15 protein-coding genes are annotated in these 14,458 nt (G+C 45.3%); 11 read left to right on the top strand and 4 right to left on the bottom strand.

Annotation, left to right across the window (positions count from 1 at the left end; genetic code table 11):
• Nucleotides 1-205 precede the first annotated feature (205 nt).
• Nucleotides 206-541, top strand: a complete 336-nt coding sequence (locus BLP85_RS12295) for a YegP family protein (RefSeq protein ID WP_092820367.1) — start codon at nucleotides 206-208, stop codon at nucleotides 539-541.
• A gap of 142 nt (nucleotides 542-683) precedes the next feature.
• Here the strand turns inward: BLP85_RS12295 and BLP85_RS12290 are convergent, their stop codons facing one another.
• A complete protein-coding gene (locus BLP85_RS12290) occupies nucleotides 684-1,451 on the bottom strand; it encodes a hydroxymethylpyrimidine/phosphomethylpyrimidine kinase (RefSeq protein WP_092820366.1) in 768 nt (255 codons plus the stop codon).
• Between the two features lie 101 nt (nucleotides 1,452-1,552).
• Between BLP85_RS12290 and BLP85_RS12285 the strand changes: the two genes are divergently transcribed.
• Nucleotides 1,553-2,197: an HAD-IA family hydrolase gene (locus tag BLP85_RS12285; protein ID WP_092820365.1), complete on the top strand. Its 645-nt coding sequence runs from the start codon at nucleotides 1,553-1,555 to the stop codon at nucleotides 2,195-2,197.
• A 57-nt stretch (nucleotides 2,198-2,254) separates the two neighbouring features.
• On the opposite strand, the gene BLP85_RS12280 is transcribed toward BLP85_RS12285, so the two are convergent.
• Nucleotides 2,255-2,719, bottom strand: coding sequence for an Lrp/AsnC ligand binding domain-containing protein (locus BLP85_RS12280; RefSeq protein WP_086197651.1), 465 nt, complete (start codon nucleotides 2,717-2,719; stop codon nucleotides 2,255-2,257).
• Nucleotides 2,720-2,856: 137 nt separating this feature from the next.
• Here BLP85_RS12280 and BLP85_RS12275 point away from each other — a divergent pair, with 137 nt between their 5' ends.
• From BLP85_RS12275 to BLP85_RS12260, 4 genes are all read left to right on the top strand, one after another.
• Complete coding sequence (locus BLP85_RS12275) at nucleotides 2,857-4,116, top strand: D-amino acid dehydrogenase (protein ID WP_092820364.1); 1,260 nt, start codon at nucleotides 2,857-2,859, stop codon at nucleotides 4,114-4,116.
• Between the two features lie 36 nt (nucleotides 4,117-4,152).
• Complete coding sequence (alr, locus tag BLP85_RS12270) at nucleotides 4,153-5,250, top strand: alanine racemase (protein ID WP_092820363.1); 1,098 nt, start codon at nucleotides 4,153-4,155, stop codon at nucleotides 5,248-5,250.
• 51 nt (nucleotides 5,251-5,301) lie between these two features.
• A complete protein-coding gene (locus BLP85_RS12265; protein ID WP_213031974.1) occupies nucleotides 5,302-5,661 on the top strand; it encodes a RidA family protein in 360 nt (119 codons plus the stop codon).
• Between the two features lie 136 nt (nucleotides 5,662-5,797).
• Nucleotides 5,798-7,258, top strand: a complete 1,461-nt coding sequence (locus BLP85_RS12260; RefSeq protein ID WP_092820362.1) for an amino acid permease — start codon at nucleotides 5,798-5,800, stop codon at nucleotides 7,256-7,258.
• 48 nt (nucleotides 7,259-7,306) lie between these two features.
• Here BLP85_RS12260 and BLP85_RS12255 read toward each other — a convergent pair whose 3' ends face one another.
• Together BLP85_RS12255 and BLP85_RS12250 are read right to left on the bottom strand one after the other, a co-directional pair.
• Nucleotides 7,307-7,759, bottom strand: coding sequence for a CopD family protein (locus BLP85_RS12255; protein ID WP_092820361.1), 453 nt, complete (start codon nucleotides 7,757-7,759; stop codon nucleotides 7,307-7,309).
• Between the two features lie 70 nt (nucleotides 7,760-7,829).
• Nucleotides 7,830-9,059, bottom strand: a complete 1,230-nt coding sequence (locus BLP85_RS12250; protein WP_092820360.1) for a beta-ketoacyl-ACP synthase II — start codon at nucleotides 9,057-9,059, stop codon at nucleotides 7,830-7,832.
• A 281-nt stretch (nucleotides 9,060-9,340) separates the two neighbouring features.
• Between BLP85_RS12250 and BLP85_RS12245 the strand changes: the two genes are divergently transcribed.
• The 5 genes from BLP85_RS12245 to BLP85_RS12225 form a co-directional block, all read left to right on the top strand.
• Nucleotides 9,341-10,768: an EcsC family protein gene (locus BLP85_RS12245; protein ID WP_092820359.1), complete on the top strand. Its 1,428-nt coding sequence runs from the start codon at nucleotides 9,341-9,343 to the stop codon at nucleotides 10,766-10,768.
• Nucleotides 10,769-10,947: 179 nt separating this feature from the next.
• Complete coding sequence (rpsL, locus tag BLP85_RS12240) at nucleotides 10,948-11,322, top strand: 30S ribosomal protein S12 (protein ID WP_004648013.1); 375 nt, start codon at nucleotides 10,948-10,950, stop codon at nucleotides 11,320-11,322.
• A 178-nt stretch (nucleotides 11,323-11,500) separates the two neighbouring features.
• Nucleotides 11,501-11,971, top strand: coding sequence for a 30S ribosomal protein S7 (gene rpsG, locus BLP85_RS12235; RefSeq protein WP_092820358.1), 471 nt, complete (start codon nucleotides 11,501-11,503; stop codon nucleotides 11,969-11,971).
• A 130-nt stretch (nucleotides 11,972-12,101) separates the two neighbouring features.
• Nucleotides 12,102-14,237, top strand: a complete 2,136-nt coding sequence (gene fusA / locus BLP85_RS12230; protein WP_092820357.1) for an elongation factor G — start codon at nucleotides 12,102-12,104, stop codon at nucleotides 14,235-14,237.
• A gap of 96 nt (nucleotides 14,238-14,333) precedes the next feature.
• Nucleotides 14,334-14,458, top strand: a 125-nt coding sequence (locus BLP85_RS12225) for a GTP-binding protein (protein WP_227508804.1), incomplete at its 3' end; no start/stop codon positions are given.

Genomic DNA, 14,458 nt, shown 5'->3' with positions numbered 1-14,458 from the left:
GATGGCTATCAACAGTGTCTGGATCAAAATAGCGCAATGTATTCATTTAAGGCGATAAATCATACCAATCTAGATTTAAATTATGATCATAAAATGTGCTTTCTTTGAAATAAAAAGTCATTTATATTTAATACAAGTAGCATATTATTTAAACAATATAAATTCTATTCTTTTATAACTCTTACAATAACAAGGGGTATTTTATATGGCAGGATGGTATGAAGTCAGTCAGGCGAGCGATGGGCAATATCGCTTTGTTTTGAAAGCGGGCAATGGGGAAGTGATTCTGACCAGCGAATTGTACAAGACCAAAGCTTCTGCACAAAATGGCATTGAATCAGTGCAGAAAAATAGTCCTGAAGATAACCGCTATGAACGTCTGGAAGCAAAAAATGGCAAACCCTATTTCAATTTAAAAGCAGCAAATCATCAAATCATCGGTACCAGCCAATTTTACTCAAGCGAGCAGTCACGCGATAAAGGCATTGAATCGGTGAAAAATAATGGTTCAAGCACCACCATTAAAGACCTGATTACTTAATTCTGATTGCTTAAATCAGGTCAATGTTCAGTTAAAGCATGTATGTATACATGCTTTATTTTTTGAATATAAAAAGTAAAAAAACCAAGATCAAACCCGAATAGCGGGCTGATCATCAGGTTTTTATGCAGCAGATGGATTTTTAAAAACGTTTCGGGATTTTCTGCCCATTCGGCACCGGGGATTCCGCTTTTTTCAGCACGCCAAACAGCCAGGTTTCGGCATGGTTGACCGCCTGTTTTAAGTCGTCACCTTGTGCTAAACGGCCGGCAATAAAGCTGGCCAGCGAACAGCCTGAACCGTGATATTGGCCTTCCAGGCGAGGACATCGGGTTTCAGACACCAGTTCACCCTCTACGTATAGCGCATTGCGGATATAGTCCGGGGTATCTTCGTGTCCACCTTTGACTAAAACGGCTTTGGCACCCATTGCAAAAAGTTTTGCTACAGCCTGGTCGATATCTTCCACGCCAGTTAAGGCTCGGAGTTCAACGGTGTTCGGGGTCAGTACAGTAGCCAGCGGAATCAGTTCCACAAAGGCTTTGACCAGTGTGGCTTGATCGCCCAGTGAACCGCCACTATTGGCCACCAGTACCGGATCAAGCACATACAGATATTCAGGATGTTCACGTAAAAATTCAGCCAAAGCGGCAATATTGTCTGTGGTGCCTAACATACCGGATTTCACACATTTAATCGGTAAATCGCCGACTACAGCATGCGCTTGGGCCAGCAATAATTCTTTGGAGGTTGCTTCAAAATCAAACACCTGCTGCGAGTTTTGAATGGTCAGCGCAGTACAGGCAATTGCTGCATGTGCACCACTTTGGCCAATCGCTTCAATATCTGCCTGCAAGCCAGCACCACCCGATGGGTCTAAACCAGAAAAGCAAAGTACAGTAGGGCGCACAATGATGTCCTTAAATCACAAAATTTGCGTTAGTATAGGCAACTTTGAGCCAAGTCTCGATAGTATTTGTGAAGTAAAAATTTAAGTTGAAGGGTCGGTTGGTGATTAAGAATATTTTGATTGATTTAGACGGAACATTAACTGATCCCAAAGTGGGGATTACCACTTCGGCACGCTATGGTCTGGCTAAAGTGGGCCATCCAATTGCCGATGAGGTCAACATCGACTGGATTATTGGTCCACCTTTGCAGGCCTCTTTGGCGAAAATTTTAAATGTGCCGGTGGATGATGTTCTGGCTGAACAGGCCTTGATGGGCTATCGGGAACGCTTTGCTGTGACCGGCTTATATGAAAATCATGTTTTTGAAGATGTGGCTGCAACTTTGCAAACCTTGCAGCAAAAGGGCTTCCGTTTGTATTTGGCTACGGCAAAACCTCAAATCTATGCCAAGCAGATTTTAGAACATTTTGATCTGCTGCAATATTTTAATTATGCCTATGGCAGTGAGCTGAATGGTGAGCGTACCAACAAGGGCGAGTTGATTGCCTATATCCTTGAAAAGGAAAATTTAAACCCAGCTGAATGTGTGATGGTGGGTGACCGTGAGCACGATATTTTTGGTGCCCGCAGCAATGGGATAGACACCATCGCAGTCGAGTATGGTTATGGCTCTGATCAAGAGTTGACAGCAGCTGCACCTAAAGCGCGGATTAAAACCTTTGCTGAATTACTTCAATTTGTTTAACTCAACATGAGTACGCAACTTCCTCGGTATTTACCCTGAATCAAGCTTTGGGGACTATTAACGCAGATCCAGATAAAAACTTTCCTTCACTTCTTCCATTACAATGTAACTGTGTGAGGAAGCGGAGGAGGGAAGTTTTTTAAGTAAGTCGCCGAGCAGACGTCGATAGGCACTCATTTCCTTTAAGCGCGCTTTCACCAGATAATCAAATTCGCCTGAAATCAGGTGACATTCCAGAACCTCAGGAATTTCCACCAAATCACGTGCCACCTGATCAAACACATCGCCCGATTTTGCAGATAGTTTAATTTCTAAAAATACTAACAGGTTGCGATCGACCAGTTGCGGATTCAGCCGCGCATAATAGCCCATGATGATGCCATCGCGTTCCAGACGTTTGACCCGCTCCGAACAGGGGGTGGTAGACAGGTTGACCCGAGATGCCAATTCACTAATCGCAATCCGTCCATCGCGCTGCAAAATATCCAGAATCTGCTGATCTATACGGTCTAATTTACGCATTATGATTTTCCTTTTTTTAGAATTTTTTCGCGACAAAACTATCAAATTACCTAGATTATAGTGCTTAAAATAGTGAAAAAAACTATCAATCAAAAAATATACTAGTGAAATAAACTAGTATGCGTTAGGGATAAGCAATGCGTGTAATTGTCTTGGGTAGTGGTGTCATCGGGGTTGCCAGTGCGTATTACCTCGCACAACAGGGAGCAACCGTTACTGTCTTGGACCGTCAGTCTGGGCCTGCTGAAGAAACCAGTTTTGCCAATGCAGGTCAGGTTTCGCCGGGTTATTCAACGCCGTGGGCAGCTCCAGGTATTCCATTTAAAGCAGTCAAGTGGATGTTTCAGCATCATGCACCGCTTGCCATCAATATGGATGGCAGCATGTGGCAATTACAGTGGATGGCGCAGATGCTCAAGAACTGCAATCCGCACAGCTATGCCATTAATAAAGAGCGCATGACCCGGGTGGCAGAGTATAGCCGTGACTGTCTCAGAGAGCTGCGTAAAGAAACCGGCATTCACTATGAAAACCGTTCTAAAGGCACCTTGCAAGTTTTTCGTAATGAAGCGCAACTGGACATGGTGCAACGTGACATTCAGGTGCTAAAAGAATGTGGCGTGGAGCATGAACTTTTGCTCAAAGATGATCTGGCCAAAGTGGAACCTGCTTTGGAATTTGCCAAAGATAAACTGGTCGGTGGCCTGCATTTACCGAATGATGAAACTGGCGACTGCTACCTGTTTACCAATGCGCTTGCAAACTTGGCCAAAGAGCTGGGTGTAGAATTTAAATTTAACCAAAACGTTGAAAAACTGGTGCTTGAAGGCGATGACATCAAGGGTGTGCTGGTAAATGGCCAAGTCCTTAGTGCAGACCGTTATGTCCTGGCATTTGGCAGTTATTCACGTGACTTCTTAAAACCACTGCACCTGAATTTGCCGGTTTATCCGGTGAAAGGCTATTCACTTACCATTCCAATTGTTGACCCTGCATTTGCACCGCAGTCTACGGTGCTGGATGAGACTTACAAGATTGCCATTACCCGTTTTGATCAGCGTATCCGGGTGGGTGGCATGGCTGAACTGAGTGGCTTTAACCATGGCCTGAATCAGGACCGTCGTGCGACTCTGGAAATGGTCACCAATGATTTATTCCCGGGTGGAAACCTGGCAGAAGCGACCTTCTGGACAGGCTTGCGTCCAATGACGCCGGATTCCACCCCGATTATTGGTGCAACCCGTTTTAAAAACCTGTTCCTCAACACCGGTCACGGCACGCTGGGATGGACTATGGCCTGCGGCTCGGGCAAGCTCATCAGCGACCTGGTCATGAACCATCAACCGGACATCAGTACCGAAGGTTTATCGATCCAACGTTACCCTTCAGCAGCCTAATCTGTTTTAGGTCATATTGATTCAAGGAAGAACAACATGCCACGTCCGATTACTGCAGTGATTCATCGTCAGTCACTGCAGCACAATCTCTCTATTGCACGTCAAAAAATGCCGAATAGCCAGGTCTATGCAGTGGTGAAAGCCAATGCCTATGGTCATGGCATTGAGCGTGTCTATCAAGCTTTCAAATCTGCCGATGGTTTTGCACTGCTTGATTTGGTAGAGGCGAAACGCATTCGTGCCCTGGGCTGGAAAGGTCCCGTCTTGTTGCTGGAAGGCATCTTTTCCGAGCAAGACCTGTTTGACTGTGAGGAGCTGAATTTGAGTTTCACCATTCATAGCGAATATCAGATTGAATGGTTAGCCCGATTCCCCAGACCCGCCCGGTTTGATGTTTACCTGAAAATGAACAGCGGCATGAACCGTCTGGGTTTCCGTCCTGAACAGTATCGTCAAGTGTGGCAGCAGCTTTCAAACTTGCCTCAAGTTCAACGTCTGACCCATATGATGCATTTCTCGGATGCTGATGGTGAGCGTCTAGGACGCGACGGCATTGAGCATCAGTGTCAAATCTTCGATGCGGTCATTCAGGATCTGCCAGGTGCGCGTTCCGTATGTAACAGTGCCGCCATCTTACGCCATCCGCAGTTGCAATCGGATGTGATCCGTAGCGGCATTATGCTGTACGGCAGTTCTCCGGATTATCCAAGCCATTCTATTCAAGACTGGAACCTGCAACCTGCGATGAGCCTGCGTAGTGAAATTATTGCGGTTCAACAGCTCAAAGCGGGGGATAGTGTCGGGTATGGCTCCAGATTTGTTGCTGAACGCGAGATGCGTATTGGTATTGTAGCTTGCGGTTATGCCGATGGTTATCAGCGTATTACCGCAACAGGTACGCCGATTTTAGTCGATGGTCAACGCAGCAGTTTGGTTGGTCGTGTCAGCATGGACATGCTGGCGGTCGATTTGTCTCATCTCCCAAGTGCCCAAGTCAGCAGTGAAGTGGTGCTGTGGGGTACATCGAAACACGGCACTGTGCTCAGTATTGATGAAGTGGCGGCAGGTTCAGGCACCATTGGCTATGAGCTGATGTGTGCTGTCACTGCACGCGTCAATTTTATTCAAGATTAAATTTTAAAAAATCAGATTATTCATTCAAGTCATTGATACAAGGAAATGTAGATGTCCCATAGCGATATTGAAAAGTTTAATAGCAACGCCGTCATGAGCGCCGTGACGGTGTTTAATCAGGTGGTTTATCTTTCCGGACAGGTACCGAAAAACACCGGCAATGATATCGCAGGTCAGACCCGTGAAATTTTGGCCACCATTGATGAACTGCTGGCTTTGGCCGGAACCGATAAATCCCGACTGCTGTCTGCACAGCTTTATATAAAAAATCTCGCTGACTTTTCAACCGTCAATGCCATTTGGATTGACTGGATGAAAGGTTGTACTCCACCTTCGCGTGCCACCATTCAGGCAGATCTGGTCAATCCGGACTGGCTGATTGAAATTGCTGTAACGGCGGCACAGCCTTGACCTAAAAATCTCCCGCAGGGCAGCAAAGCGGTTGCGACCGATGTGCTGCCTGGCGTGTAAATGTCGCTGGTTGGGATGACTGGCAATGTAAAGCACATGGTTTACACGCAATCGTATGTTAAAAGGATGTTCAGTTATGACCACTACACCACGAGCAGACGATGCCCAGGCATCATCGCATGAACTACAACGAAAACTGTCCAACCGTCACCTGCAACTGATTGCCATTGGTGGCGCGATTGGGACAGGCCTTTTTATGGGCTCAGGCAAAACCATCTCCCTGGCTGGGCCTTCAATTTTATTGATCTATATGATCATTGGTACCATGTTCTTTTTCCTGATGCGCGCATTGGGTGAAATTTTACTCTCTAACCTGCACTACAAATCCTTTATCGACATGGCGCATGACCTGATTGGTCCGGGTGCAGGCTATTATATTGGCTGGTCATACTGGCTCGGTTGGGTGCTGGTCGGCATTGCAGATCTGGCTGCCATCATCAACTATCTTGGCTTTTGGCTGCCTGAAGGTATGGCCTTTACCCCATCCGGACAGGCCATGATCAGCGTGGCCTGCGTGTTGCTGGTGCTCGGCATTAATATGCTCGCCGTACGTCTGTTTGGCGAGATTGAATTCTGGTTTGCGCTCATCAAGATTTTGGCCATTTTGGGGTTGATTGGTATTGGCGGATTTATGGTGTTTAACCATTTTCATGCACCGGGTGGCTCGCTGGCCAGCTTTAGCAATGTCTGGTCGCATGGCGGCATGTTCCCGCAAGGTGGCAGCGGTTTCCTGGCAGGTTTCCAGATTGCCTTGTTTGCTTTTGTGGGTGTGGAACTGATCGGAACCATGGCGGCAGAAACCCAAGACCCTGAAAAGAACTTGCCAAAGGCAGTGAATGCCATTCCGACCCGGATTATTCTGTTTTATGTATTGTCGCTGTTCATTGTGATGTCGGTGACCCCATGGAACCAGATTCCTGCGGATCAAAGTCCCTTTGTGTCGCTGTTCATGCATGCAGGCATTGGTGCAGCAGCGATTATCATGAACCTGGTGGTGCTGTCATCGGTCATGTCCTCCATGAACAGCGGTGTATTTTCAACGTCGCGTATGCTGTTTGGCTTGGCGCGGGAAGGGCAGGCTCCGCAAAACCTGGCGCAATTGTCCAAGCGTGCCGTACCTGCCAAAGGTTTATTGTTCTCTTGCGCCTTTATTATGGCGGGTGCAGCATTACAATACTTTGTACCGAATACGGTTGAAGCCTTTACCTTAGCAAGCTCGCTGTGCGTGATTTTGTTTATCAGTATCTGGAGCATCATCATGGTGTGCTATATCCGTTACCGTAAACTGCGTCCAGAACTGCATGCCAAGTCCACTTTTAAAATGCCGGGCGGAATATGGATGTCGTATGTGGTACTGGTGTTTTTATTCTTTACTTTGATTATTTTAAGTCTGGAAGCCGATACCTTGCGTGCCCTGATGATCAGTCCGCTTTGGCTGATTATTTTGGCCGTGACCTATCAGCTCCTGTATAAACCGCGGATGCGTAAACGTCATCAGGAGATGCTGATGAAACGCAATCAGGAAATGTTGAACTAAGTTTTTGTCAGATGTAAAAAAGCCCTCGATTGAGGGCTTTTTTGATGCTTAGAAGATGGGTTTCACCACCACTAGAATGACTACGGCAAATAAAATCAGCGTTGGCATTTCATTAAAGAAGCGCCAGAACTTGTGTGATTTGTAATGCGCATTGCCGATCAGTTTTTTACGGTAATAACCACAAACAAAGTGGTAAATCACCAATAATCCGACCAGTCCGACTTTCAGGTAAAACCACAGTGCATCATGGTAATGACGCGTTGCATCACCCCAATCGACCAGAAAGTGCGCGGTGATGAGTGTTGCAACCATTGAGGGCCACATGATGCCGCGGTACAGCTTACGTTCCATGACTTCAAAACGCTGGTGACTCAACACATCTTCACTCATGGCATGATAAACGTACAAACGTGGCAGGTAGAACAATGCCGCAAACCAGCAAACAACTGCAATAATATGTAATGCTTTTACCCACAAGAAAGCATCAGAAGGAGCATCCATCCATTCACCCTTTTAAGGGCAGTGTGGCAGAAGTTGATCATCCATGGCTGAATGATCAACACTTCTTAGCTTAGCCTTCCCATTTTTTGAAAACAAGACAGGCATTTACACCGCCAAAACCAAAACTGTTACTCATTACAGTATTCAATTTTGCGTCACGTTTTTCAAGTACGATATCAAACGGTTTTGCACCTTCATCCAGTTCAGTCACGTTGATGTTTGGCGCAATAAAGTCGTTTTGCATCATCAAGACAGAGTAAATGGCTTCATGCACACCCGCAGCACCCAGGCTGTGACCGGTCATAGACTTGGTTGAGCTGATAGGCGGAACCTGACCTTCACCGAATGCGCGTTCCATCGCTTTCAGTTCAGTCACGTCGCCTGCTGGCGTTGACGTACCATGCGTGTTCACATAGTCAATCTTGTCCACGCCATGCTGTTTCGCTTCTTCAAGGGCCATCAGGATACAGCGTGTTGCGCCTTCACCGCTTGGAGCCACCATGTCTGCACCATCAGAGTTGGCAGCATAACCCACCACTTCAGCTAAAATTTTCGCACCGCGAGCTTGTGCATGTTCCAGTGACTCAAGCACCACAAAACCGCCACCACCGGCAATCACAAAACCGTCACGGTCAGCTGAATATGGGCGAGACGCTGTTTCTGGTGTGTCATTGTATTTAGAGCAAAGTGCACCCATGGCATCAAACAGCAAGCTTTGAGACCAGTGATCTTCTTCACCACCACCGGCAAGCATTAAATCCTGTTTGCCCAACTGAATCAGGTTATAAGCATAACCAATGGCATCGGCAGAAGTTGCACATGCGCTGGTAATTGTATGCGCCACACCCTGTAATTTGAATGCCACACCTACGTTTGCGGTAATGGTGTTGGTCATGTTACGTGGAACAAAGAAAGGACCGACTTTACGCGCACCTTTGGTGTGCAATAATTCGTTCATTTCAATCACGGAAGCAGTTGAACCGCCACCTGAGCCGCCAGAAATCCCGTAACGCGGGTTGCCGGCCAAATCTTCAACGCTTAAACCTGCATGTTCTACTGCAGCAAGCGCCGAGTTGTAGGCATACATGGCACATACGCCCATGAAGCGTTTCAATTTGCGGTCAATATGGTCAAAATCTTGATCAGCAGCTGCACTGACATGGCTCTTAAAGTTTAATTCTGCATAAGTCGGGTTAAAACGTGTTCCAGAAATCCCGTTTTGTAAAGAATGAGTGACATCTTCTAAAGAATTACCAATGCATGAGTTGATACCCATACCAGTGATTACAACACGCTTCATCTACAGATCCCTTATATGGTGATATTTTGAGTAAAGGCAGCTGATTCAGGAAGAAAAGTAAAAACCTTAATCCAGCGCATTACTCATGTCTTTCGGTTGCATTCATGATAGCAGAAAGGTTTTTGAATTCTTATGGCAAATATTATGCCTATTTCGGCAGTATGTATCTGTAATGTTTACGCGGAATAATTAACTAAAAGATACACATTCGTATTGAGATAAACTTAGACTACACCTAGTATTTATCAATAATTGTAAGAATAGAAGATGAGGGTAAAAGAATGGCAAATACCAATAATAAACATTCAGGTGGATTCTTCTCGAATGCTTTGGGAGTGGCTAAAAAGATCAGTGCAACAGGAATGAATGTACTGAGTCATGCAGCTGCCGAGCATGCAGGCAAGGCCTCAGGAGGCTTGAGCAATGGCCATGTCATTGAGGGAAGTGCCCGTTCTCAAAGCGTATTTGAATCCAGAAAATATGATAATCCTCAACAAGTGATACGTGAGTATTTACCCAATGTCTCAAGGCAATTGCTGGGTCGTCAGTACAGCAAGGTCAATCGTGTGGCGAATTTTGTTTCGCCAGATTTTTCAGACAAGGTTTCGGACTATTTTTTTGACCATTTAAATCAGTTCACTTCAAATCTGAGTTCTGTAGATACTGTATTGGATCAGGCCGGAGCAAAAGATTTACAGGAACTGACTCAAGATGTCGACCGTTCCAAACGGCTGAGTCAGGCATTGGCAGAACAAAACAAATGGCTTGCTTCTATACAGGGTGCAGTTACGGGTGCCACAGGCGTAGTCGGTTCAGCGATTGACGTGCCTTTGTCGCTGCTGATGTCCTTGCGCATGATTTATCAGGTCGGGCGTGCTTATGGCTTTGAACTGAATAAAGACACCGAACAGGATATTGTCCAGTTTGTGTTTAAACAAATCGACTTGGGTCAGATTGCTGAAAAACAAAGTGTATTGATGGCACTCAAAATCGTGTCCAATATGCTGCAAACCAATGATACCGCCCAATTGCAAAACATGCTGGGTTCCAGCAATGACAGTGAGCCACTAAAAAAATGGCTGGTCAATGAAAATGGCGAAATGAAATGGAACTGGTTGAATCATCTTCCAAAAGTTTCTTTGATCAGTAAATTGACGCCGGTTGCCGGAGCAGGTATAGGTGCAGCCTATAGCTGGAAACTGGTGGAAGATGTCAACCAGAAAGCCCAGCAAATCTTTTCCCATGCCAGAAGCTATTTGCAGCAGCATCAAGGAGCGGAATTGTCTCCTATTGCGGCTTATGAAAAATCCCTGGAGCTGTTGGCACAGGCAGCGCCAAGGTTACTAAACCCCTTTACTAAAGACGAGTTGAATTCCGGCGAGCTTAAACTGAATCAGGACATTGAAGTGGAAGGGCATGGTTCTATTGCCAAAGTGACCATTAAAAAGAAAGCCGAGGATGCCATCGCGGATGACGAGCGTAAAAGTGAGCGAGTAGAACAGGGATTAGAATATTTGGCTGAACACATGGTTGAACCGCATGCTCAGGTTGAGCCGCAAAAACCGGCCATTACGCTAGATGAACCGGAAACAGGTGACTATGCTCAGGCAGATGTTCAAGAAATTGACGCGGGCAGTGAACAGCTTGCCGCTTCCCAATCTGAACAAAATGAAGCACCTAAGCCCGTCAAGAAAAAAGTTACAAAATAGAAGGTGTAAAAGCCTGGGCTAGAGTCTTTAAAAAACGCATCTACTGACCTATATATAAGGAAGTGGTTAATATTTGACATGGCCTCGAATATTGACCATTTTTCTATCTTCGCTTACAATTGTGTGCCCTCAAAAAGTGGTATTTTTTTGAGGCTTTTTATTAACGGGAGAATTGCCAAATGGCAACAACAAATCAGTTGATCCGTAAGGGTCGTACGACTTTGATTGAAAAATCAAAAGTTCCTGCGTTGAAGGCTTGTCCACAACGTCGTGGTGTTTGTACACGTGTTTACACAACTACACCTAAAAAACCTAACTCAGCAATGCGTAAAGTTTGCCGTGTTCGCTTAACTTCTGGTTTTGAAGTATCAAGCTACATCGGTGGTGAAGGCCATAACCTGCAAGAGCACAGCGTTGTGCTTATCCGTGGTGGTCGTGTTAAAGACTTACCAGGTGTACGTTACCATACCGTTCGTGGTTCTTTAGACTGCGCTGGTGTTAAAGATCGTAACCAGTCTCGTTCTAAATACGGTACTAAACGTCCTAAGAAATAATCTTTTTAGATTAGCTTTTTAAGAACGTAGAACCGCAATCCTTTATCGTCTCGCTTGTCTGATTTCTGCATTTAAATTTGTGAAATTCAAGCGACGTGTAGTAAGGCCAGCGAATGTACATGACACTTTGTACTCATGCTGGATAAACCTGAAGTGTCATATTTATAGGTGTATTAAAATGCCAAGACGTCGCGTAGTCGCTGCCCGTGAAATCCTTCCGGATCCTAAGTTCGGCAGTCAAACAATCGCTAAATTCATGAACCACGTAATGCAAGATGGTAAAAAATCTATTGCTGAAAGTATCGTTTACGGTGCTTTAGACCGCGTTCAAGAAAAATCTAAAGTAGACCCAGTTGAATTTTTCGAGACTACTCTTGAAAAAGTTCGTCCTATGGTCGAAGTAAAAGCACGCCGTGTTGGTGGTGCTACTTATCAAGTGCCTATGGAAGTACGCCCATCCCGTCGTACTGCCCTAGCTATGCGTTGGTTGGTAGATGCTGCTGCTAAGCGTTCTGAAAAAACTATGGCTTTACGTCTTGCTGGCGAGTTGCTTGATGCATCTGAAGGTAAAGGCGCTGCAGTCAAAAAACGTGAAGATGTGCACCGTATGGCTGAAGCCAACAAAGCCTTCTCTCACTATCGCTTCTAAGCGGTTAAAACAGCCCCTATTCAGGAGGGTGATGAGCCAGTTTTCACTGCTTTGTCATCGAATCGCTTTAAGCTGCCAAGCGGCTTAAAGCGTCCTGTTTTAAACAACAAATTTAGGAATGCAAGAAATCATGGCTCGTCAAACCCCAATTTCTCGTTATCGTAATATTGGTATTTCTGCGCACATTGATGCGGGTAAAACCACAACTACAGAACGTATCTTGTTCTACACAGGTGTATCTCACAAAATTGGTGAAGTACATGATGGTGCAGCAACAATGGACTGGATGGAACAAGAGCAGGAACGTGGTATTACCATCACTTCAGCTGCGACTACTACATTCTGGTCAGGTATGTCTAAGCAGTTCCCTGAACACCGTATCAACGTAATTGATACCCCGGGACACGTTGACTTCACAATCGAAGTTGAACGTTCTATGCGTGTTCTTGATGGTGCATGTATGGTTTACTGTGCTGTAGGTGGTGTACAACCTCAGTCTGAAACTGTATGGCGTCAAGCGAACAAATACCAAGTTCCTCGTTTAGCATTCGTGAACAAGATGGACCGTACTGGTGCCAACTTCTTCCGTGTTGTTGAACAAATGAAAACTCGTCTGGGTGCACACCCTGTACCAGTTGTAATCCCTGTTGGCGCTGAAGAAAACTTCCAAGGCGTAATTGACTTGATCGAAATGAAAGCGATCATCTGGGATGAAGCTTCTCAAGGTATGAAGTTCGAGTACGGTGAAATCCCTGCTGACCTTCTTGATACTGCCGAAGAATGGCGTACCAACATGGTTGAAGCTGCGGCTGAAGCATCTGAAGAGTTGATGGACAAATACCTGGAGAACGGTGATCTTTCTAAAGAAGATATCGTTGCTGGTTTACGTACTCAAACTTTGGCTTGTGAAATTCAACCAATGCTTTGCGGTACAGCGTTCAAAAACAAAGGTGTTCAACGTATGTTGGACGCAGTAATTGAATTCTTGCCATCTCCGACTGAAGTTAAAGCGATCGAAGGTATCCTTGACGACAAAGACGAGACTAAAGCAACTCGTGAAGCGTCTGACGATGCTCCGTTCTCTGCTCTTGCGTTCAAAATCATGAACGACAAATTCGTAGGTAACTTGACATTCGTACGTGTATATTCTGGTGTGCTTAAACAAGGCGACCCGGTATATAACCCAGTGAAATCTAAACGTGAACGTATCGGTCGTATCGTGCAAATGCACGCTAACGAACGTCAAGACGTTGATGAAATCCGCGCGGGTGATATCGCTGCATGTGTAGGTCTTAAAGACGTTACTACTGGTGATACACTATGTGATGAAAAAGCAATCATCACTCTTGAACGTATGGAATTCCCTGAGCCAGTAATTTCTTTAGCTGTAGAGCCTAAGACTAAAGCTGACCAAGAGAAAATGTCTATCGCTCTTGGCCGTTTGGCAAAAGAAGATCCATCGTTCCGTGTACGCACAGATGAAGAATCTGGTCAAACCATTATTGCTGGTATGGGTGAGCTTCACCTTGACATCATCGTTGACCGTATGAAACGTGAATTCAACGTTGAAGCAAACATTGGTAAACCAATGGTAGCTTACCGCGAAACAATCAAGAAGACTGTTGAGCAAGAAGGTAAGTTCGTACGTCAAACTGGTGGTAAAGGTAAATTCGGTCACGTATATGTACGTTTAGAGCCGATGGATACTGACGCTGGTAAAGAATACGAATTCGCTGAAGAAGTTGTAGGTGGTGTAGTACCTAAAGAATTCTTCGGTGCGGTTGATAAAGGTATTCAAGAACGTATGAAGAATGGTGTCTTGGCTGGTTACCCAGTTGTGGGCATTAAAGCTACATTGTTCGACGGTTCTTACCACGATGTCGACTCTGACGAATTATCGTTCAAAATGGCAGGTTCTTATGCCTTCCGTGACGGTTTCATGAAAGCAGATCCTGTTCTTCTTGAACCAATCATGAAAGTTGAAGTAGAAACTCCAGAAGACTACATGGGCGATATCATGGGTGACTTAAACCGTCGTCGTGGTATGGTTCAGGGTATGGACGATTTACCTGGTGGTACTAAAGCAATCCGTGCTGAAGTTCCATTGGCTGAGATGTTTGGTTACGCGACTCAAATGCGTTCTATGTCTCAAGGTCGTGCGACTTACTCTATGGAATTCTCTAAATATGCTGAGACTCCACGTAACGTGGCTGAAGGCATCATTTCTAAATTCCAAACTGGTGGTAAAAAAGGTGACGACGAGTAATCTTTCGATTACTATAAGCCCAAACTAATTCATAGTTAAAAACCAAAATCACTTATGGAGCTAACCCTCCATAAGTATTTTAATAAGGAAGATCTCATGGCTAAGGCTAAGTTCGAACGTAACAAACCACACGTAAACGTGGGCACAATTGGTCACGTCGACCATGGTAAAACTACTTTAACTGCTGCAATTGCAACTATCTGTGCAAAAACTTACGGCGG

This window comes from Acinetobacter kookii (assembly GCF_900096895.1).
GTDB classification, from domain to species: Bacteria; Pseudomonadota; Gammaproteobacteria; order Pseudomonadales; family Moraxellaceae; genus Acinetobacter; species Acinetobacter kookii.
This window is presented reverse-complemented; position numbering and strand designations above follow the sequence as displayed.